The following is a 20,260-nucleotide window of genomic DNA, read 5'->3' on the forward strand; positions in this document are numbered from 1 at the left end:
CGGAAATACGTTCACCACGAAGAGCACAAAGGGCGCGCAAGAAGGCACGAAGTCACTTCAATCGATTTTCCCCTCAGTGCTGGCTGCGTTTTACGTTGCAAGCGATTTAGCGGCCGGCCAGCTCAACGGGGAACGGGGGTGGTCGGTTCATTCGCCCTCATTTTGCCCCGAAAATCAAGCCAGAATGCTCTTGACCGCCTCCGCGGCCAACCTCCCCTCGGCGCTCGTCGCGGAGTTTAGTAGCTTGGGCAGTCTATGACGCACTCAAACGCCGATCCTGAAGTTCAATCCCGCCTCAAGTTGGCGGTCTCCGCCGCCCGCGCCGCCGGCGCCATCACGCTCAACTGGTTCCGCCAGTCGACGCTCGACGTCGAACGCAAAGGCGACGGCTCGCCCGTCACTGCGGCCGACCGCGCGTCGGAGACGCTCCTGCGCGAGCAGATCTCCGCACAGTTCCCCGACGATGCGATCCTGGGCGAAGAATTCGGCGAGAAGCCGGGCACCTCGCCGTACCGCTGGGTGCTCGACCCGATCGACGGCACAAAGAGTTTTATTGCCGGCGTGCCGCTCTACACGACGCTGGTTGCGGTGATGAAGGACGATCAACCGCTCATTGGCGTTATCTACTCGCCGGCGACTGAAGAAATCGTCTACGCCGCGACGGGCGGGCAAACTTGGTTCGCCATCGGCGACGGAGAACCGGTCGAAGCTCGCGTCTCGTCGACCGAGCGTTTGGCCGAAGCGACCTTCGTCACCACTGAAGTCGGCAAGTACAGCCGCCTCGGCAAGCAAACGGTGCGCGACGTTTACTCGCAACTCGAAAAGTCGTGCCGCCTGTCGCGCACGTGGGGCGATGCGTACGGGTTCATGCTCGTCGCCACCGGCCGGGCCGACGTGATGGTCGACCTCTTCATTAGCTTGTGGGATGCGGCGGCGCTGAAGCCAGTGATCGACGGCGCCGGCGGGCACTATTCCGATTGGCGCGGCGAGCCTTCGGTACACACCGGCAACGCGGTGGCGACCAATCGGCATTTGGCTGGCACGGTGCTAGGGTTGACGCGCGAGGCGTAAGGCTAGATGAGCGCGGGGTGCCACTGGCATCCTGCCAGTGCTGAAGTGGGTACTCGCTCGGCGCCTCTCACTGGCAAGATGCCAGTGGCACACACGTCTAATTGCCCACCTACGCTCACATGCCGGTGATGATTCTTTCAGGCTGATCCCACCCGACGCCAGTCGACTTCACATAGTTGAGGTAGTGGAACACCCCCGGCGCCACGATCAGCAGGCTGTCGAAGCGATCGAGCAGTCCGCCATGGCCAGGGATGAGCGTCGACATATCTTTCACGCCCAAGTCGCGTTTGATCGACGAGATCACTAGGTCGCCGCACTGGCCGAGGATGCTGATCATCAGCCCGAGCATCACAAGATGCGGCCAGTAGTTCACCGTCGTGCCGCGGAAGACCCAAGCTCCGAGCAGTGCCGCGAGCAGCGTCGTCAGCAGCACCGCCCCCACAGCGCCGGCGATCGTTTTGTTGGGGCTCGTGTTCGGTAGCAGTTTGCGGCGGCCGAACTTCTTGCCGCACAGATACGCGAACACATCATTGAGTTCGGTGCAAATCAGCAGCCACAGCAAGATCGGCCGGAAGAGCGGATCGTTCGCGATGTACGCGAGATGCCCCAGGCTGATGCCGAACAGGGCGAACCCCACGATCGCGACTGCCGTGCGGCGGATGTATCCCTGCGGATTGTCGGGAAGCAAGCTGCCGACGACGACAAGCCCGATGCCAAACGCCCACGACGCGGTGAACAGCCCCATCCAATGATCGACGAGGGCGAAGTACGTCACCAGGATGCCGAGAACGACCGACGCACACTCAATACGAGATTCGTCGAGCTGCGTCGCGCGGGCGAATTCGCGGAAGCAGAACAGGCTCAGCAGCAGAAAGAAGCCGTAGACCCACGCGGCGCCAAGCAGGATCGGCACGACCATCGCCGCGGCGAGGATGTACCACGATCGTGTCCGCGCGATCAGCTCGCGGTAGGTGTCGTCGCTGAGCCGTCCCTGCCGTTTGCGAACGCGAATCAAAATCGACGCGGCGATCAAACCGATGACGATCACGGCCACCAATGCGACGGTGGCGGGGTGATCGAAGGCATGCGACGGATCGAACAGGCGGTCGTTGACGCTCATACGGAACCAGTTTTGAGGAAGGTCGCAGCCCGGGCGAGACGGCGCACCGCCGTCGCCAGGCAGCCGATGATGACGAGGCCGAGTGCGATGCGAACTTCGCTCCACGGCAACCGCCACGCGAGCGGGGAGAACGCCAACCACGCGCCGAGCACGGTAACGATCGCCATCCGCTGCGGCTTCGCCATCGGCCCGCAGAAATCGTTGGGGGCGCCGAGCGAACGGGCCATCGCCCGCACATAGGCGACGAACACCGCCAACAGCGCCGCCAGATAGCCGAGGGCCGGATCGCCGCCCGCAGCATAGCCGAGCCCGATAAAAATCGCAGCGTCGGAGACGCGATCGGGAACTTCGTTGTACAACTCGCCGGTCCGCGAAGCGATTTGCCGGCCCACCGCGACCATGCCGTCGAACAGATTGCAGAGCAATCGCACCTGGCACAGCAGCGCGCCGACGAACCACAGCGCTCGCGCGACTCCTTCATTCGCGTGGCTCGTCGCGGCAAACGCCACGCCCGCCGCCGACGCGGCCACCATCCCGAACACCGAGATCCCGTTCGGCGAGGCGCCGATCTTAATGAGCCACGCGGCTACACGGGCCGCCCAGCGGGTGTCACGGCTGGCAATCGGCCGACGCTCCGTCGGTTCGTACGGCGTTTCGCTCATCAAGATTTCCATCCCAACAAGAACATGCCGGCAATCAGCACAAGCATTCCCAACACGTTGACGGCCGAGATGGTCGCCCCTTCGAACCGCCACGCGATCAGCGCCGCCCAGATGAACGTCGACGCGTAGATGGGGTACAGCACCAGCAGCGAGCCCCCTTGCTTGAACGCCGCGACGAACAACACCATCACGGCGATGTAGCACGCCACGCCGCCGGCGAGCTTCGCGTTGAGCAAGTAGCTCAGCCACCCGCTATTCGCCGCGGCGGCGCCGCTCTTGTACAGAAACTGCCCCACGGCGCCGAGGAACGCGGCGACGATGAAGCAAATGATGCTGGTCAGGGGAGTCGCGGCAGGCACAGGCGGAAATCCAAGTTGCGGGGCCGGCTCATCATCGGCCGGAGCGAGTTTCGCGGATAACGCGGTCGCCATTCTGAACTTGACTCAATCACTTGGGAAGTGGATTTTTAACAGCAGCCCAACGAATACGCCAAGAACAGCGAGCCAGCGAGCGATGGGCTACAATTGAGATACACTGAGTTGCCCGCCGCCAGCGATTGAGAGCCCCGCGAAATGTGGCCGAACGCCGACGAAACTGAACAGCTGCTCCATGGCGCCCGCGAGGGGGATCGTGCCGCCGTCGACCGGTTGATGGAGCGGCATCGGCAGTCGCTGGAGCGGATGGTGCGCGGCCGGCTCAATCGCGGCTTGGCCCGCCGCGTCGACGCAAGCGACGTCGTGCAAGACGCGCTCCTCACTGCGAGCCGGCGGTTGGCGGATTACGTTCACGATCCGAAGTTGCCGTTCCATGCGTGGCTGCGGCAGATCGCCCGCGATCGGCTGGCCGACGTCTATCGCCGTCAGCTAGCCGACAAGCGGAGCGTCGCCAACGAGCAATCGGTCGGCGGCGAAGGAACGAGTATGCTCCCGCCGGCGGCGCTGGTGCGCGACGCTGAGTTAACTCCGGCCGCGGCGATGCTGCATCGCGAGTTTGCCGAGCGGTTCAACGCTGCCGTCGAGACGCTTGCCGAGGCCGACCGCGAGATCATCTTCATGCGGCATGCTGAGCAGCTGACAAATAGCGAAGCGGCGGAACTGCTCGGCCTGAGCCAACCCGCGGCGGCGATGCGGTACTTGCGAGCGCTCCGGCAGTTGAAGTCGATTCTCGGCGATACGCCTTCGCAGTGGTAGGAAGCAATCGCCGCATGAGTTCACCGGCAAACAAACCAGATCCCGCGCCCGATGATCGCGACGAGCGACTCGCCGAGTTGATGGAGTCGCTACTTGCCGCGGCGCGGGCGGGGCAGTCGGTTGATCTCGAAGCCACAGCCGCGGCCCATCCCGACCTTGCCGACGAGCTGCGCGAATTGTGGGGCGTCGCGGCACTCGCCGAAGAGTTCCAAAGCGAGTCGGACGCCACCGCGCACTGGGCAAGTGCGCCAAATGCTGCGGCAGGAAAGCCGTGGCCGACGCGCAGCGGCATCCCGCTCGACGGCGACTTTGGCGACTACGAGTTGCTTGAGGAACTTGGCCGCGGCGGCATGGGGGTCGTCTATCGCGCGCGGCAGCGGAGTCTCGACCGCATCGTCGCACTGAAAATCGTGCTCCGCGGCGCCACGGCGAGCCTCGCCGACCTCGCCCGCTTCCGCGGCGAAGCCGAGACCGCTGCCCGGCTCAATCACCCGAGCATCGTGCCGGTGTACGAAGTCGGCCAGCATGGCGACCTGCCCTACTTCACGATGCGATACGTCGCCGGCGAGACGCTCGCCCAACGCGTCGCCGCCGGACCGCTGCCGCCGCGCGAAGCGGCCCGGTTGCTCGCGCCGATCGCCCGCGCCATCGCGGCCGCTCATCAACAGGGCGTGTTGCATCGCGACCTCAAACCGTCGAACGTCCTCATCGACGAACAAGCGGAGGCGTACGTCAGCGATTTTGGTTTGGCGAAACGACTGACGCCGGCGAGCGATGACGGCGATCGGCCGCACGACGCGCAACTGACGCAAACGGGCGCCATCCTCGGCACGCCCGGCTACATGAGCCCCGAGCAAGCGGCCGGCAGTCGCGGTTCGATCGGCCCGGCGTCGGACGTTTACAGCCTTGGCGCCATTCTCTACGCGACGCTCACCGGCCGGCCGCCGTTTCAGGGGGCGACGCCCGTCGACACGGTGTTGCTCGTGCTCGAACAAGATCCCGTGGCGCCGCAACTGCTCAACCCGCGGGTTGATCGCGATCTCGAAATGATCGCGATGAAGTGTTTGCAGAAGCCGGTCGAGCTACGGTACGCCTCGGCCGGCGAGTTGGCCGACGATCTCGAAGCCTATCTCGCCAACGAACCGATCGCCGCACGGTCTGGACGCTTCTCCGGCATCATCACCCGCGCGTTTCGCGAAACGCATCATGTCAGCATCCTCGAGAATTGGGGACTGCTATGGATGCTCCACGCAGCGGTGCTACTGGTGCTCTGCATGATCACCAACGGCTTTCAACTCGCTGGCGTCACCTCGCGGTGGCCTTACATCGCGCTGTGGACGATCGGCCTCGGCAGTTGGGCGGCGATCTTTTGGAACCTCCGCCATCGCAGCGGGCCGATCACGTTCGTCGAGCGGCAGATCGCCCACGTATGGGCCGGCAGCATGATCATCGACGCGTCGATGTACGTCATCGAATGGCAACTCGGGCTGCAAGTACTCACGCTCTCGCCGGTGCTCGGCCCGGTGAGCGGCGCCGTGTTCCTCATGAAAGCGGCGATGCTGTCGGGCAAGTTTTACGTCCATGCCGCGGTGCTATGCCTCACCGGCCTGGCGATGGCGTGGCTGCAAGTGCAGACGGTGATGCCGAACCTGGGGCTCACGCTGTTCGGCGTGGTGTCGGGGGTTTGTTTTGCGCTGCCGGGATGGAAGTACTGGCGGCAGGTGCGGCGGAGGGAGCGGTGATCAGCGGGTGGCATGTCGTCGCGAAGCGTCGACATGTAGCACCACGATACATTCTCTACGAAGGCTCAACATGCTCACCCCTGAGGGGCGAGAGCATGGCATATCTCCAATGATGAGGTCCCCTCCCCTCAAGGGGGAGGGAGCCAGAACTTTCAAAAAGTCGTTGGCCTCGCGTCGGAACAGAATTTGAACTGAAGTCACGCGCTCCCCCATTCAGCATTTAACCTCCTCTTCCCGCCAAGCGCTCACCTCCGACAACCCCTGCACCGCGGCCGCGATTTGCACGACGAGTTCCTCGGCCCGCGCCGCCGGCGCCCCGCTGAACTTCGCCAGGTGAATCATCGTCACCAACTCGCGCACCCACGCGAGCGTGCCGATCAGATCGGCATGCAGTTGCTTCCGTAGCTCGGCCAACTGCCGCAGGTTCTCGCGGCGGACCTCTTCGCTGTGCCGCGCGGCGCCAATTTCCGCGGCGGCCGCGGCGAGTGGATCAACGTGCGCGGCCGTCTCGCCGAGCAGCCGATCAAGCTGCCGGATCCGCTCCGCTTGCGCTCGCCACGCCGAACGAAGTTCGACCAGCCGCCGCTCTTCGCAGTTGAGCACATCCTCGGCCCAACCATCGAGCCCCTGCAGCGCGGCGTCGAGTTCGGCTTCGACTTGCGCGATCGCCGCGGCCAACGCATCGCACTCAATGGGCCCGTCGCTCTCTTCGCGAGGCGCATTACTTCTCGCTTCTTCTTCGCCCCCCTGCCCCGCCGACAACAACATCGGCAAGTAAAATGGCCAGAAGAGGCACGCCGAGCCAAGTCGCATGGCGAGTGCGACGCCAAACGATTCACGAACAGATTCGCCGTCGTCGTCGCTGTTAGGCTTGCCCTGTTGCAAGTAGCTCGCCACCGCGACGACGACGCCGAACACCAAATAAAAAATCGTCGTTTCAAGGAGTAACATGGCCCGCCGCCTCCCGCATCGCGCGGAGTTCTTCTTCAACGTCGACGTCGAACGTATCGTCGCAATCGCCGACGCCAAGCAGTTCTAACAGCGCTTCGGTCTCGGCCTCAGATTGCTCGACCTTCGCACAGATTCGTTGGAATGCATTGATCGCGTCGCCGCCGTTCGCCTCGGTCGGCAGCGCCGCGACGAATTTCCGCCGCGCGACGGCCGCCCGGTTGCGGGCCGAGATCTCGGCCAATCGTCGCCGCGCTTCGGCCAGCTTGAGTCGCATCGCGGCGACCTGGCTGCGCAACCGTTCGCTGAGCTCTTCGGCAGAAGCCGTTTGTTGCGCCAGCGCGTCGGCAAGTTGCGTGTGCTCGATCTTCCGCCGCAATTCGCGTCGGGCTGCCGCTTCGTCGCCGCGCGCGAGGGCCAGCTCCGCCGTGCGCACCCGCTGCGCGATCGACTGTTGTTGGTCATGCAACTGCCGGGCAAGCAGCTTTTGATGGGCGATCGCCCGCGCGGCGCCATCCATCAACTGGCCGAGCGCCGTTTCCATGTCGCGGACCGCTTGCCGCAACAGCTTTTCGGGATCTTCGCACTGATCGATCAAGTCGTTAAGGTTCGCCGAGAGCAGGTTGCTCATCCGTTTGAGTAGTCCCACGAATTAATTCCTTATATCTTTCGATTGCCTGAATTAGAAAACTTCAACACAGAGGACACAGAGAGCACAGAGGAAATACATCCGTATTTATCAGAATCTTTCGCATTTCTCTGTGTCCTCTGTGCTCTCTGTGTTGAATGCATTCAGCTTGGTGAACCCGTCGACCACTAAGCTCGCGACAGCGTTTCCCAAATCGTGTAAATCATCACCGGCACCACCGCCGTGTAGCAGGCCGACCACGACAGCACGAGCCGTCGCAAGAAGCATTCGCGGCGAGCCCGACGGTCGGCGGCCATCGTGTCGCACAGCGGCGCGAAACCCTGGTACAACGCCACCGTTCCCCACAGCCCGGCGATGAACGGCAAGATCAGCCCGAGCCACATGGTCGCCGCGAGGGCGAGCTCGCCGCCGCCGAAGATGACGATCCCCATCGCGAAGGCGACGTAGATCGGCAAGATGCCGACGAGCGCTACCGCCGCCACCGCCTTCGACTTCACCGTATGGAGCACGACCTCGAGCATTGTCATCCGCACGCCGGCGAGCAGGCAGTAGAAGTAGAGACTCGGCAAGCAGACCGCGCTCGCGGCGATGAGGCCGAAAGCGTACGCCGTCACGAGCGCCGCCGCTTCGCCGTTGATCCATGGGCCGAACTTGCCCCATGTCGATTCGATCGATGCGAACTGCAAGAGCGTCGACCGCGGCGAATCGAGCCACGTCGGTAGCGAGGTCAGGCTGGGCCAGCAATCCGTCGCCGTGAAAACGAGTGACATCGCGAGCCCGTACAGTACAAACCCGGCAAGCGAAATCGCCAACAGCCGCGGCAACATCACCGGCGTCGCCGCCGGCACGCGGAGGGCTTGGTAGAGCCGCCGCCGATCCTTCAGCACGAGTTCAATCAACGCAAGCAGCGTTAGCTCGCGCGGCTCGATCGGCCGCGGCGGCGTGGGCGGTTCGACGACTTCGACTGCACAGAATTCACTTTCAGTTAGTCCCGCACCTCCCGCCGCCGGGGTTCGCAATGTGGAGTCACGACCCCGACGACGGGCGTCCAGAAGTTGTTCGGTGGTTTGCATTTTTTTATGCCTTTATTTTTGGTTGCACGCGAACTGAAGTTGTCAGTTGTCAGTTGCCAGTTGTCAGTGGGCAGTGGGCAGTGGATGAACACTTCGCCCTTTCACTACGCCTTCGCTAGAACTCGAACAGCCCGAAGAAGAAAAACAGCTCGCCGCCGATCGCTCCGACCAGCAGCAGCCACCACACCGGCGTCACATGCTGCGGTTCGAGCCGTGCCATCACGCGGCGGAAGACGTCGATCATCGCCACGCCGACGCCGGTGAAGACGACGAGGTTCACCGCCAGCACGAACCCCGCGTGCGGGATCGTCGCCGTGAAGAACCAGTTGATCGGGATCGACGCGATCATCGCGAGGCCGCCCCAGCTAACCGTCACGAGCGCCGCGAGCAACGTGCTGCTCGCCGAGAGTCGCGAGCCCGACAGGCTGTTGAGGATGTACAGCGCCGGCAGCGGAATCGCCCACGCGATCCCCGCCGAGAGGGTACAGATGAACGCCTTGAAAAAGATGTCGCCGGCGCCGCCGAGCAACCCCATCGTCATCCCGTAGGTCAGCGTTCCGGCAATCGCCGTCGTGAGCAGCGCCGCCCACACCGGCCAGCGATAATCGCTCCGTCCTTCGTTCCAAACGACGGCAAATTCTTCCGGATCGCGGAGGGCGAGTCCGACGTGCGCGATCCCGGTTTGGAGATGTCTGCGAAACATGGCTTGGTTTCCTGAGTGGCTGGTTCATGCCCAAGCAGGAAACCGCGACAAGCGGCGAGGATTAACCGCAGAAGGAAAAAACTTTGCCAGTACCCCCAACCGCCCACATCACGTGGCGATCAAATGGCCACTTAGTCGATGCAACATCATGGCGACTTGCGGAACTTTGCGGTTTCTTTGCGGATGCCTTATTATTCTTCGCTCAGGACAGGTACCATAAGAGTTCCATGGTAGAAATAGCTCCTTGCGGCCAGGCGGGACGAGGTCTCCGCTGATACGTCGGTTTGCAGGTTGTGTTCAGGGTTTGTATGTCGACCAAACAAGTTCGCCGTCCGCTGTTCCGCCTCGCTCCGCTCAGCCGACGATTGGCATTGGAACCGCTCGAAGCGCGTCAGCTGCTGGCGAGTGATTTTCAGTTGCTGAAGGACGTCAACACGACGCCGGCGGCCATTGGGTCGGATCCCGCAAATATTGTGGAAGTCGGCGCGCTTGCCTTCTTCACGGCATCGACGCAAGCGAACGGCGTCGAACTCTGGAAGAGCGACGGCACGGCGGCGGGAACTGTGCTCGTGAAGGACATTTTCCCAGGGCTTACGGATTCTTCTCCCGCCTCTTTGACGAACGTAAGCGGGACGCTCTATTTCACGGCGCTCGATGCAACTGGAGGCCGTGAATTATGGAAGAGCGACGGGACCGAAGCGGGAACCACCCGCGTGAAAGATATTCGGCTTGGCCCGGATGATTCGACTCCTCGCCTCCTGACCAACGTCGGCGGAACGCTCTACTTCACAGCCAATGACGGCACTGGCGGCGTCGAACTTTGGAAGAGCAACGGAACCGCGACGGGAACCGTCCTCGTCAAAGACATCCGCGCCGGCGCGAGCGATTCCTCGCCCAGCGCCCTAACAAACGTCAACGGCACGCTCTACTTCGCCGCCAACGACGGAACTAGCGGCATTGAACTTTGGAAAAGCAACGGCAGCGCGGCGGGGACCGTTCGCGTCAAAGATATTCGCGCAGGTTCGATATCCTCCGGAATAGACAAACTGACGAACGTTGGAGGGACGCTCTACTTTGCCGCCTCCGAAGGATCTAGCGGAGTCGAACTCTGGAAAAGCAATGGAACCGACGCGGGCACGGTTCGCGTCAAGGACGTCACCTCCGGCGCGACTAGTTCTTCTCCCAACAACTTCGTCGACGTCGGAGGCAAGCTTTACTTCACTGCCTACGACGGCGCCAACGGCGGCGGCGTGTGGAAGAGCGACGGCACCGAGGCGGGAACCGTCCGCGTGGCAGGCGGCGTTCCAGGAGCTAATTTTACCAATTTTGGTAATCTCCGAAACGTCGGAGGGACGCTGTACTTTGTCGCCAGCGGCCAAGATAGTGGCGTCGAACTCTGGAAAATCGACGGAACGAACGCCGGGACCGCGCCTATTTTGGATATTAGGCCAGGTTCAGCCAGCTCTTTCCCAAAATATTTAACGAACGTGGCTGGGACGCTGTTCTTCACTGCCAACGATGGCACGAGCGGCGACGAACTGTGGAAGAGCGACGGAACCACGATTGGGACCACCCGCGTCAAGAACACCCCGGTAGCAGCAGAGGGTTCCCGCACTCCTTCGCTACGAGCCGTCGGGGGACTGCTCTACTTTTCGGCCAACGACGGCATCAATGGCCGCGAGCTTTGGATAAGCGATGGTTCTGCTGCGGGAACCGTGCCCGTCAAAGAGATTCGTTACGGCTCGATGGGCTCGACCCCCGGAAATCTGACAAAAATTGGACAGACGCTCTACTTCACAGCGAACGACGGCACGAGCGGCGAAGAACTCTGGAAAAGCGACGGGACCGCTGCCGGCACGGTACGAATCAAAGACGTCAATCCCGGAGCGTTGGGATCTTCGCCTAGCCACTTAACCGAGGTCGGAGGAACGCTCTACTTCACGGCCGACGACGGGACCAGTGGCCGCGAACTTTGGAAGAGCGACGGAACGGAAGCGGGAACCGTTCGCGTGAAGGACATTGCGGCGGGCTCGCTTGCGTCGCTTTCTGCGTCCTCGAACACCTTTCTGGTGAACGTTGGCGGGGTGCTCTACTTCACGGCCAGCGACCCGAACTTTGGCATGGAGTTATGGAAGAGCAACGGCACTGCGGCCGGGACGACCAGAGTCAAGGACATCAACCCCGACTCGGACTCCTCTCCTGCGCATCTGATCAATATGGGAGGAACGCTCTATTTCACCGCCAACGACGGATCGACAGGCCGAGAGCTTTGGAAGAGTGACGGCACTTTGGCCGGAACTGTCCGCGTGAAGGATATCCGCGCAGGGGCGCTTGGTGCGTTTGGGTCGACCTTCTTAAGCAAGCAGAATGTCCTAGTAGAAGTCGCTGGCATTCTTTACTTTAATGCCGACGACGGGGCAACCGGCCGCGAACTTTGGAAGAGCGACGGAACGTCTGCGGGTACAGTGCGAATTAAGGATATCGAGCCTGGCGTAAATGGTTCTTCACCCGCCAACCTTACAAAAGTAGGGGACACGCTCTATTTTTCCTCCTCCGGAAGAGTCAGCGGCTATGGCCTCTGGAAGAGCGACGGGACCGAATCCGGCACTGTGATCGTGATTGATAGCCACGTCGATAACCTTGCTTCCAACCCTCGCTATTTGACAAATGTAGGCGGGACGCTCTACTTCGCCGCTTATGACGGTCCCGGCATTGACGATGTGCCGAGCAACGTCGAGCTCTGGAAGAGTGACGGAACCGAAGCCGGAACAATCCGCATTAAGGACATCCACGCTGGATCGCTTCCTTCCTATCCCGCCAGCCTGACCAACGTGGGCGGGAGGCTCTACTTCACCGCCGATGACGGGGCAAGCGGCCGTGAGCTTTGGACAAGCGACGGCACCGAGGCGGGAACCAAACTGGTTCATGATTTCGCCCCCGGCGAACCAGGCAGCGATCCTGCCAGCATCGTCGCAGTCAACGGCCGGCTATTCGTCGTCGCCACGACCGAATGGTATGGCGGTGAAATCTGGGTCGCCAATCTCGCGGAGCCCCCGCTCGCCGGCGACTACAATCGCGACGGAGTCGTCAACGGGAGCGATTTCCTAGCATGGCAACGACAGTACGGCTCGCAGGCGACTCCGCTCGGCAGCGGGGCCGACGGCAACGGCAACGGCAGCGTCGACGCGGGCGATCTCACAATCTGGAAGCAGAATTTCGGCGCGACGGCTCCGTTATTAGCGACGTCCGCCGCTCCTTCAGTCGCCAACGACAGCGCGGCAGTCATGGCGATGGAGCCAATGAGCAATGAGGCACTCGCCAAAGAGGATTTCGCCAGCCCGCGGCCGGCAAGCGAATTCGCACCCGCTGAAGCGTCCGCCGTCGACGCGTTCTACGCAAGCGGCGATCTAATGCACCTGTTCAGCGACGCCCGCTCGGAAGCGTGGGGGCGGAAGAAGAGGCTCGGCAGCAGGCTTCGAATGGGTGCATAGCAACTGTCGAATGAAGCAGTGCGCGGCGAGACGATGATTTCGAGAGCAAACTCTTCAGGCGAGTTGTTCGAAACCGCCGATGCACGCAGATGATTTTTATCTGCGTCTATTTCCGTTCATCGGCGGTTTCTTTTGCACTATTTCCGCGAGTTCCCGCCAGCCGCGGGTCGTCCAAATCAAGCCGATACAACATCTGGTTGTACTCGTACCGCGGCGTCGGCTGCGGGTGGTCGGCGAAGAGCGTCGTGTAGGTCCCTTCGAACAGCAGCACCGGCGACTTCGCGTCGGTCAGTTCGGCATGGAGTCGCGGGTTATAGAACGTGTAGTTGTCGTGCGACAGCACCTTCGCCGCGGGGCCCCAGGGGCCGGTCGGGGCGTCGGCCTCGGCGTACCACACTTCGCCGAAGGCGGAAGGCTTGCCGAAACGCTCCATGAAGATGGTCACCCAGCGGCCGCGGAATTCGTTCCACGCGATCGAACCGGTGTGGGGCGTCACGTCGGCGCCGTCGATCGACTTGATCGAGCGTTGCGGTTCGAGTCGCTCCCACTGCGCGGCGTCTTTCCAACCGGCAAACGTCGCCGGGCAGCGGAAGTTCGGCAGCGGATTGCCGAACAGCAGCCATTCTTTCCCGGCCTCGTCGCGCCAGAACGCGGGATGCCCGTCGGGCATCAGCGGCCGCTCGGGGGTCGCGTCGCTCTTCGTCCAAACTTTGCGGAGCGGCTCGAATCGCTCCGCATCATCATCCCAAACGCAAACGCCCGCTTCGTACGCATCGAGCGGCGGCTTGATCTTCAGGTACGTCGCGACGAGCTTCGGCGGCCGGTCGCCGTCGGGCAGGCTCACGTAACCGCCGATCCACGTCGGCCCGTCGCCCGGAAAATTGGCGACGCCGCGTGGCACGCCTTTCTCGTTGCGGAAGTAGTCGTACTCCAGCGCGATCGGCGGCTCGAACCGCTTCAGCGGTCTGAGCGAAGTGGTGGCACTCGTACTATCAAACACCCCCAGCGGGTAGAACGGTAAATCGGTGTCGCCCCACAGCCAGAACCGCCGCCCGCGATGATTCGCGACTTGCACCGTATCGCACCCGAAGACGCCCGACTCTTTCCAATCGCGACGTTCGCCAAGCTGCTGGCTCTCAGCAAAGATGCCGCCGCCGGTGAGCCGCCCGAGTCGCTTGGCGATAATCGACCGCTCAACCTCGATGCGAATCGTCTCGCCGGCCTTCGGCGTCACGCGGACGCCGCGCGAGCCGAACCCGTCGGGCCGTACGCCGTAGCCATGGCCCGCGACGCCGAACCAAATCTCACGGCCGAGCAGATCGGGCTGGTCAACCGCGATCAGTCCGGCATTGTCGGTCACCAGGACGATGTCGCTCGTCGTCCGCAATTCGACGAGCGGTACCGGCCAGCCGTTTTCTTTGTCGACGACTTCGATGCGACATGGCGCCGCTGCTATCGCAGCCTTCGCGACCAATAACGCAAGCATTCCCCCCGTTAAACGCATCGCCCCACAGCGTCTTGCCGCCGTTTTCATAACCGCTATCGCCTCGCCGGTGACTGCTGGCTGTTTCTTCGACATGCGGCCATTGTAACCCCGAGCACGACCGAATCCGGCGCAACAGCGAGCTCTTTTCGGCAGCCAAAAAACAGCATTTCACGCCACTCATGACAACCATTCTCCTTGTCCGCTTAGCCAGCCAGCGGCGATTCTGATAGACTGCACGACGCCGTGGTGGTGATTTCGCACAACTGCCCGGCCCACGCGACGAATCATGAGGCGGCCCTCATCCCTCGTCGCGTCCCCAGTTCGCGCTGCGTACGACGCGCAGCGTCTTCGCGCATGAGATGCGCACACCAACCTACCAGTTCCAATCCGCGTGCTATCGTCGACGCAAACCACGATCGTGTCGCGAGGCAGGCCTTGATTGTCACCATTCGTAGGAGACTCTTCATGTCATTCACCACTTACCGTTTGAACCATTCGCTCTCCCGCCGCCTGCTCTATGCGGTGGTTGTCGCCGCCAGCGCGATCGCTCCGCTCTCGGCCAGCGCCGCCGAAGTCGCCTACTGGCGGCATGAAGAAGGGGTCGCCGGCCAGCGCGTCCCCGATGGCCCGAACACGGTGCTCGACGCTTCGGGCAACGGCAACCACATGCAAACCTTCTCGTCGGCAGCCGCGCCCTTTACGGCGGCGACGTACACGACCGACGTGTCGCCGCTCGCCCTCCGCAGCGGCGCCCCCAACTTGCTGTCGCTCGACTTCGGGCCGAATCCCTCGCAAGGAACTGACGACGGCGGCGGCCAGAACGATGACAACTACACGGCCGGCAAGCCCGTCCAAGAGCAGTACTTCAGCACCGTCACTTACGAGCTCGCGTTCAACATGAACGCCGTCGGCGGCTACCAGGCCCTGTTCGGTAAAGATGGCAAGCCGCTCGATAGTCCCGTCCCGCCGCTGAAATTCCTCGTCCGCGGCGACGACTTCCCCGGCGGCGTGCTCAATCAACTCTTCGTCGAATGGATCGACGGCAACGGCGTCATCCACAACCTCGCGACGCACGAAACGGTCGTGGCGGGCGAATGGAACCATGTCGCCTTCACGCTCAACGCGACTGATGCGCAACTGTGGGTCGCCGGAGAAACGGGCAATTACGTCCTCAAAGATTCGATCACTGGCGGCAGTTTCGCGAACGGCCTCGGCGAGGTAATCGTCTTCGGCAATACCTCGTATACGATCGGCCGCGGCATGTTTGACAACAACGTCACCGACTGGGCCAACGCGAAGATCGACGAGGTTCGCATTAGCGACGCCGTGCTGACGCCTGATCAGTTCCTATTCGTCCCCGCTCCGGCGGCCGACGCCGACTTCGACGGCAACGGCGTCGTCAACGGCGCCGACTTCCTCATCTGGCAGCGCGGCTTTGGCCCGTCGGGCACGCCGACCACCGGCGACGCGAACGGCAACGGCACGGTCGACGCAGCCGACCTGGCGATTTGGAAAGCCCAGTTCGGCGGCGCGCCGAACGTGAGCGCCGTCCCCGAACCGGCGACGCTGGCCCTCGGCGCTATGGGCATTGGCGTGATGGCCCTCGCCGCCCGCCGCCGAAGCTAGTGGATGAAAGCCACCGGCTCCGCCGGTGGACGATGTACCGGCGAACTGAAACGAACTACGTCCACCGGCGGAGCCGGTGGCTTTGATGCCGTTCCGCTCGCTGTCCTCTACGGCCAACCGCACCGCCGCTCCCGCCGATCGTTTGTCCGCGCGGGAGCGGCGGTCTATCGTAAGGGAATCATGATCCCCCCTGCCCGTCGCGCCGCCGCACTCCGCTCCGCCTGTCGTTCGTTGCGATTCGAATCGCTCGAAACACGGCAAGTCCTCTCGGGCTCCGGGCTCACCGCGCAATACTTCCACAACGAAAATCTCACCGGACTCGCCTTCGAGCGCGTGGAGCAACCCAACTTTGTGTGGGGGACGACTCCGCCAGCGCCGGGCGTCGATCCCACGGCGTTCAGCGCACGTTGGTTCGGGCGAGTCGAGGCGACGAGTACCGACACTTACACCTTTCACACCGTCAGCGACGACGGCGTCCGCGTGTGGGTCGACGGCCAACTGCTGATCGACGACTGGAACGTCCAAGGCTCGCGACTCGAGTCGGGCGCCATCGCGCTGCAAGCCGGCCAGCAGTACGACATTCAGGTCGAGTACTTCAACGTCGCCGGCAACTCGACATTCCGGCTACAGTGGTCGAGCCCCAGCCAAACGCGACAAAATATTCCGGCGTCGCAACTCTACGCGAGCCCGTCGGGACTGCTCGGCGCCTACGCCGACTCGTCCGGGAATGTGATCGAGCGCGTCGACCAAACGATCGACTTCGATTGGGGAACCGGGACGCCAATCGTCGGTATTCCGGCCGACGGCTTTGGAGTCACTTGGACCGGCTTCGTGAGGCCCGACTTCAGCGACGCCTATCAGTTTCGCATCACGAGCGACGAGCGCGTACGGCTCTGGATCGGCAACGAACTGCTGATCGACAACTGGACGCCCCATCCCGTCGCCGTCGATCTCGGCGCTAAGCAACTCGAAGCGGGCAAGTGGTACGAGATCCGCATCGAGTACGGGGACGTGACCGGGCAAGCGGAGATCGAACTGGCGTGGCAAAGCGACCGACAAACGAACGGCGCGTTTGAAGCGGTTGCCGCCGACCATCTAAGCGCCGCGAAGCCCGCGCAACTCACCGCGACTAATCCGCTCGGCCCCGGCCAAGATCCGTTCGTCATCCAGTGGGAGGGGCAATACCTGCATGTCCGCTCGGCCGGCAACGGCGTCTGGATCGATCGGGCCGAGCATCTCGAAGACATCCATCCGAGCGACCCGGCGAGCGTCAGCAAGAAGGTGTGGACGGCGCCCGCCGGCACGAATTACTCCGGCCAAATCTGGGCGCCCGAGCTCCATCACATCAACGGCAAGTGGTACATCTACGTCACCGCTTCCGATGGCGTTAATAACTCCACGCATCGGATGCACGTCCTCGAACGCGACGCCGCCGATCCATTTGGGGCGTTTGTCTACAAGGGGCAACTCGCGGCGACGACCGATCGCTTCGCCATCGACGGCACCGTGCTGCAGTGGGCCGACAAGCTCTACTTCATCTGGTCGGGTTGGCCCGGCACGGTCGACGGGCAGCAGAATCTCTACATCGCCGAGATGTCGAACGCCTGGACGATCAGCGGCGAGCGAGCGGTGCTCTCCGTGCCGACCTACAACTGGGAGCGTTTTGGCCTGCCGATCAACGAGGGGCCGCAAGTCCTCATCCATGAGGGGAAGCTCCACATCATCTACTCCGGCAGCGGCTACTGGCGGGACGAGTACGCGCTCGGCCGGATCACCTACAACGGCGTCGGGCCGATCATGAGCGCCAGCTCGTGGGTGAAGTCGCCGACGCCCGTCTTCAAACAAGCGGGCGACATCGTCGGCACCGGGCATGCATCGTTCGTGAAGTCGCCTGATGGAACCGAAGACTGGATCGTCTACCACGCCCACCACGATCCGAACAACTGGCAAGACGACCGCGACATTCTCATTCAGCAGTTCACCTTCAATGCCGACGGCACGCCGAACTTCGGCACGCCGATTCCGAAGACGACGCCGGTCGTCGTCCCCTCCGGCTACGTCGATCCTGAACGGCCCTTCGTCGCCGGCGACTTTGATGCGAGCGGCATCACGAACGCCGCCGATCTTGCGGTGTTCAAAGGTTCGTTCGGCCAAACGATCACGCCCGGCATCTCGGCCGACGCGGACGGCAACGGCATCGTCGACGGCGCCGACTTTTTGTATTGGCAGCGGAACTACGGCGCCCAAGCGACGGCAACGGTGGCGGTGGCGTCGACCGCTTCAACGGTCCCGGCAAGCAGCGCAGCTTCAACGCCAGCGGCAATCATCGCCGAAACCCCAACCTTCACTCCGCCAAATCCCGCGCCGCACACAGCCCGACTCTCTGGCGATGAACTCATCGACTCAGCATTCGCCGCCAACGCATACGGCCCAGCACTATCGCTGCAAACACTTGAGAGCAAAAATTCGACGCCGCAGGCAAATGTCGAAGAGTCCATTCGACAGCGCGGCGATTCGGCTGTTCACGCTTCGCACTCCATCGAGCCAAATCCCACCGACGACAAGCGACGCCGGCACGCCCACCACGCGCCAGCCTCCCCAGAGCAAAATGCAGAAGCGCCGGACGCCCCGCCGGAGCCCGCCGACTCGCTTCACTTCCCCGACTTGTGGTCCGCCAGCGAGTCGTAAATCGGCGGCTCGCGCAACACCGTCGCCGCGAGCATCGCCCCAAAGCAGGCGGAGAGCATCGGCAGCAGCAACGTAAAATTGCCAGTCATCTCGATCACCAGCACGATGCCGGTGAGCGGCGCTCGCACCACCGCCGTAAAGAACGACGCCATGCCGACGACGCCGGCCGAGGCGGGGTGCGATTCGATCGTCGGGAACCAGCCGCCGACAATCATCCCGTAGATGACGCCGATTTGCGTGCCGACGGCGAGCATCGGCGCGAACAGCCCGCCCGGCGTGCGGGCCGCGTACGACACCGGCCCCAGCACAAACCGCACGACAAGCATTCCAAAGAGCAATCCGACCGGGAACGTCGTCGTGAGCGTTTGCTCAGTGAGGGCTTCGCCGCCACCGACCCAATTGGGGGCGAACCATGCCAGCGCGCCGACCGACGCGCCAATCGCCGCCGCTTGCAGTTCGACGGGCACGCGCGTCAGCTTCGCGCCGAACGTGAGCGACCCTAAAATCGCGCGGCAATAAGCGACGCCCGCGATGCCGGTGATCAGCCCTAACCCCAGGAAGAAGAAGATCGCCCCCGTGCCGGGGTAGCGCGGATCGTGCAAGGTAAAGTCCGGCCCCTGCCCTAAAATGAGCCGGCTCACGGCAATCGCACTCGCGGAAGCGCCGAGCGTCGCGATCGACGATCGCGTTTCAAATCGCCGCAACAGCTCCTCGATGACAAACACAGCGCCGGCGATCGGAGCGTTGAACGCCGTCGCCAATCCGGCCCCTGCGCCCGCCGCGAGCAGCGTCAAGCAATCGTCAACGTTGCGACGGCCGACGCGACCGATGAAGTGGGCGATGCTCGCCCCCATTTGCACCGTCGGCCCTTCGCGGCCGAGCGCGAGCCCCGCGCCGATGGCGAGCACGCCGCCGATGAATTTTACTGGGATTAAACGGAGCGGCGCCTGCGGCTTCCGCTTGTTCAGCACCGCTTCCACATGAGGGATGCCGCTTCCCGACGCCTCGGGCGAGAACCGCCGCACGAGCCACGCCGCCAGTCCCGTCGCCGCCGCGCCGGCGACCACGAGCACCGCAAGCCCCAGCCACTCCTCGGCTTGGGCCCAATCGGCAAGCGCGTTCCGCTGGCGGTCGGCCCATTCGAGCGATCGGCGAAACAGCGCGCCCATCAATCCCGAGGCGCTCCCCACGACCAGCGACAACGCAGCCAGCGGCGCGAGCCCCGCGGTCGCGGCGCTAGATTCAGTCGAGTCGGCGGATTTCAGCGGCGGCGGCAAAAGAGTGTCCTGTGGCGATGCGAGAAGATAGCAAATCGTCGCCGCCGCGGTTACCCGAGTTGTGCCGCTCCGCCCCGTTCTGCCGCCGGGGAGCGTAGGCGAAGGCTCGCCGATCGCGGTCTACTGCCAGCCGGCGCTAACGGCACGCCGGTTGCGGAACCTCCGTCCGGGAAAGCGGCAACGGAGCAGAACGATGGATTTGGCCGAACTGTTTAAGCGAACCGAGCGAATTCTCGCTGCCAACGAGCAGTTACGGCTGAAGCTGAAGCAGACGCTTTCACAGGCCCAGCGATCGCTCAACCAACACCCTGACCCCCAAACGGCCGCGCGAATTCCTGACGACTGGGGAAAAAAACCGAACCACGCATCGTCTGACATCCCGCACCTCGCCATCGACGACGCGCCTCCGCCCAACTGACGTCGAGGCGGCCCGGCACGGAGGTTGGGCCTCCTCGGCGACCTTTCTCGGACGCATCCGCTTTTATTGTCTAAGCTACCGCAAGTTTTTCGTTGAACTGTTTGACGTTACGCAGC

16 protein-coding genes are annotated in these 20,260 nt (G+C 63.1%); 7 read left to right on the forward strand and 9 right to left on the reverse strand.

The features are described 5' to 3' along the window. Positions 1-255 precede the first annotated feature (255 nt). A complete protein-coding gene (hisN, locus tag PLANPX_RS23265) occupies positions 256-1,071 on the forward strand; it encodes a histidinol-phosphatase (protein WP_152101030.1) in 816 nt (271 codons plus the stop codon). Positions 1,072-1,186: 115 nt separating this feature from the next. On the opposite strand, the gene PLANPX_RS23270 is transcribed toward hisN, so the two are convergent. Genes PLANPX_RS23270 through PLANPX_RS23280 form a run of 3 tightly spaced genes read right to left on the reverse strand, consistent with a single transcriptional unit; the run spans position 1,187 to position 3,284 of the window. Further along, the gene (locus PLANPX_RS23270) at positions 1,187-2,191 is read right to left on the reverse strand and encodes a phosphatidate cytidylyltransferase (protein ID WP_152101031.1); all 1,005 of its coding nucleotides are present in this window, start codon (positions 2,189-2,191) and stop codon (positions 1,187-1,189) included. Beyond that, positions 2,188-2,853, reverse strand: coding sequence for a CDP-alcohol phosphatidyltransferase family protein (locus PLANPX_RS23275; protein WP_152101032.1), 666 nt, complete (start codon positions 2,851-2,853; stop codon positions 2,188-2,190). The genes PLANPX_RS23270 and PLANPX_RS23275 overlap by 4 nt, the downstream gene beginning before the upstream one ends. Beyond that, the gene (locus tag PLANPX_RS23280) at positions 2,853-3,284 is read right to left on the reverse strand and encodes a hypothetical protein (RefSeq protein ID WP_198421805.1); all 432 of its coding nucleotides are present in this window, start codon (positions 3,282-3,284) and stop codon (positions 2,853-2,855) included. The genes PLANPX_RS23275 and PLANPX_RS23280 overlap by 1 nt, the downstream gene beginning before the upstream one ends. 141 nt (positions 3,285-3,425) lie before the next feature. On the opposite strand from PLANPX_RS23280, the gene PLANPX_RS23285 reads away from it, so the two are divergent. Together PLANPX_RS23285 and PLANPX_RS23290 are read left to right on the forward strand one after the other, a co-directional pair. After that, positions 3,426-4,043 carry an RNA polymerase sigma factor gene (locus tag PLANPX_RS23285; protein WP_152101033.1) on the forward strand — a complete coding sequence of 206 codons (618 nt, stop codon included), beginning with the start codon at positions 3,426-3,428 and terminating at the stop codon, positions 4,041-4,043. Between the two features lie 14 nt (positions 4,044-4,057). Continuing rightward, entirely contained in the window at positions 4,058-5,785 is a 1,728-nt protein-coding gene (locus tag PLANPX_RS23290) for a serine/threonine-protein kinase (protein ID WP_152101034.1), read from the forward strand. Between the two features lie 213 nt (positions 5,786-5,998). On the opposite strand, the gene PLANPX_RS23295 is transcribed toward PLANPX_RS23290, so the two are convergent. From PLANPX_RS23295 to PLANPX_RS23310, 4 genes are all read right to left on the reverse strand, one after another. After that, the gene (locus PLANPX_RS23295; RefSeq protein WP_152101035.1) at positions 5,999-6,736 is read right to left on the reverse strand and encodes a hypothetical protein; all 738 of its coding nucleotides are present in this window, start codon (positions 6,734-6,736) and stop codon (positions 5,999-6,001) included. Next, positions 6,723-7,382: a PspA/IM30 family protein gene (locus PLANPX_RS23300; RefSeq protein WP_152101036.1), complete on the reverse strand. Its 660-nt coding sequence runs from the start codon at positions 7,380-7,382 to the stop codon at positions 6,723-6,725. Before PLANPX_RS23300 ends, PLANPX_RS23295 begins: the two co-directional genes overlap by 14 nt. 167 nt (positions 7,383-7,549) lie before the next feature. Further along, on the reverse strand, positions 7,550-8,455 hold the full coding sequence (locus PLANPX_RS23305; protein ID WP_152101037.1) for a hypothetical protein: 906 nt from the start codon (positions 8,453-8,455) through the stop codon (positions 7,550-7,552). Positions 8,456-8,570: 115 nt separating this feature from the next. Next, the gene (locus PLANPX_RS23310) at positions 8,571-9,158 is read right to left on the reverse strand and encodes a hypothetical protein (protein ID WP_152101038.1); all 588 of its coding nucleotides are present in this window, start codon (positions 9,156-9,158) and stop codon (positions 8,571-8,573) included. 308 nt (positions 9,159-9,466) lie between these two features. Between PLANPX_RS23310 and PLANPX_RS23315 the strand changes: the two genes are divergently transcribed. Beyond that, positions 9,467-12,649 carry an ELWxxDGT repeat protein gene (locus PLANPX_RS23315; protein ID WP_152101039.1) on the forward strand — a complete coding sequence of 1,061 codons (3,183 nt, stop codon included), beginning with the start codon at positions 9,467-9,469 and terminating at the stop codon, positions 12,647-12,649. A 106-nt stretch (positions 12,650-12,755) separates the two neighbouring features. Here PLANPX_RS23315 and PLANPX_RS23320 read toward each other — a convergent pair whose 3' ends face one another. After that, positions 12,756-14,135, reverse strand: a complete 1,380-nt coding sequence (locus tag PLANPX_RS23320; protein WP_152101040.1) for a hypothetical protein — start codon at positions 14,133-14,135, stop codon at positions 12,756-12,758. Between the two features lie 465 nt (positions 14,136-14,600). On the opposite strand from PLANPX_RS23320, the gene PLANPX_RS23325 reads away from it, so the two are divergent. Together PLANPX_RS23325 and PLANPX_RS23330 are read left to right on the forward strand one after the other, a co-directional pair. Further along, on the forward strand, positions 14,601-15,761 hold the full coding sequence (locus tag PLANPX_RS23325; protein ID WP_172992273.1) for a LamG-like jellyroll fold domain-containing protein: 1,161 nt from the start codon (positions 14,601-14,603) through the stop codon (positions 15,759-15,761). A gap of 3 nt (positions 15,762-15,764) precedes the next feature. Further along, positions 15,765-18,449, forward strand: a complete 2,685-nt coding sequence (locus PLANPX_RS23330; protein WP_152101042.1) for a PA14 domain-containing protein — start codon at positions 15,765-15,767, stop codon at positions 18,447-18,449. On the opposite strand, the gene clcA is transcribed toward PLANPX_RS23330, so the two are convergent. Next, positions 18,413-19,726: a H(+)/Cl(-) exchange transporter ClcA gene (gene clcA / locus PLANPX_RS23335; RefSeq protein ID WP_198421806.1), complete on the reverse strand. Its 1,314-nt coding sequence runs from the start codon at positions 19,724-19,726 to the stop codon at positions 18,413-18,415. The two genes, PLANPX_RS23330 and clcA, sit on opposite strands and share 37 nt — an antisense overlap. Before the next feature lie 193 nt (positions 19,727-19,919). On the opposite strand from clcA, the gene PLANPX_RS23340 reads away from it, so the two are divergent. Further along, the gene (locus PLANPX_RS23340; RefSeq protein ID WP_152101043.1) at positions 19,920-20,144 is read left to right on the forward strand and encodes a hypothetical protein; all 225 of its coding nucleotides are present in this window, start codon (positions 19,920-19,922) and stop codon (positions 20,142-20,144) included. The last annotated feature ends 116 nt before the right edge of the window (positions 20,145-20,260 follow it).

Source organism: Lacipirellula parvula, from assembly GCF_009177095.1.
Taxonomy (GTDB): Bacteria; Planctomycetota; Planctomycetia; order Pirellulales; family Lacipirellulaceae; genus Lacipirellula; species Lacipirellula parvula.

What these genes read in the sequence shown, in the direction of transcription:
- hisN (WP_152101030.1), top strand. Translation starts at nt 256, where the DNA reads ATGACGCACTCAAACGCCGATCCTGAAGTTCAATCCCGCCTCAAGTTG.
- PLANPX_RS23270 (WP_152101031.1), bottom strand. Translation starts at nt 2,191, where the DNA reads ATGAGCGTCAACGACCGCCTGTTCGATCCGTCGCATGCCTTCGATCAC.
- PLANPX_RS23275 (WP_152101032.1), bottom strand. Translation starts at nt 2,853, where the DNA reads ATGAGCGAAACGCCGTACGAACCGACGGAGCGTCGGCCGATTGCCAGC.
- PLANPX_RS23280 (WP_198421805.1), bottom strand. Translation starts at nt 3,284, where the DNA reads ATGGCGACCGCGTTATCCGCGAAACTCGCTCCGGCCGATGATGAGCCG.
- PLANPX_RS23285 (WP_152101033.1), top strand. Translation starts at nt 3,426, where the DNA reads ATGTGGCCGAACGCCGACGAAACTGAACAGCTGCTCCATGGCGCCCGC.
- PLANPX_RS23290 (WP_152101034.1), top strand. Translation starts at nt 4,058, where the DNA reads ATGAGTTCACCGGCAAACAAACCAGATCCCGCGCCCGATGATCGCGAC.
- PLANPX_RS23295 (WP_152101035.1), bottom strand. Translation starts at nt 6,736, where the DNA reads ATGTTACTCCTTGAAACGACGATTTTTTATTTGGTGTTCGGCGTCGTC.
- PLANPX_RS23305 (WP_152101037.1), bottom strand. Translation starts at nt 8,455, where the DNA reads ATGCAAACCACCGAACAACTTCTGGACGCCCGTCGTCGGGGTCGTGAC.
- PLANPX_RS23310 (WP_152101038.1), bottom strand. Translation starts at nt 9,158, where the DNA reads ATGTTTCGCAGACATCTCCAAACCGGGATCGCGCACGTCGGACTCGCC.
- PLANPX_RS23315 (WP_152101039.1), top strand. Translation starts at nt 9,467, where the DNA reads ATGTCGACCAAACAAGTTCGCCGTCCGCTGTTCCGCCTCGCTCCGCTC.
- PLANPX_RS23320 (WP_152101040.1), bottom strand. Translation starts at nt 14,135, where the DNA reads ATGCTTGCGTTATTGGTCGCGAAGGCTGCGATAGCAGCGGCGCCATGT.
- PLANPX_RS23325 (WP_172992273.1), top strand. Translation starts at nt 14,601, where the DNA reads ATGTCATTCACCACTTACCGTTTGAACCATTCGCTCTCCCGCCGCCTG.
- PLANPX_RS23330 (WP_152101042.1), top strand. Translation starts at nt 15,765, where the DNA reads ATGAAAGCCACCGGCTCCGCCGGTGGACGATGTACCGGCGAACTGAAA.
- PLANPX_RS23340 (WP_152101043.1), top strand. Translation starts at nt 19,920, where the DNA reads ATGGATTTGGCCGAACTGTTTAAGCGAACCGAGCGAATTCTCGCTGCC.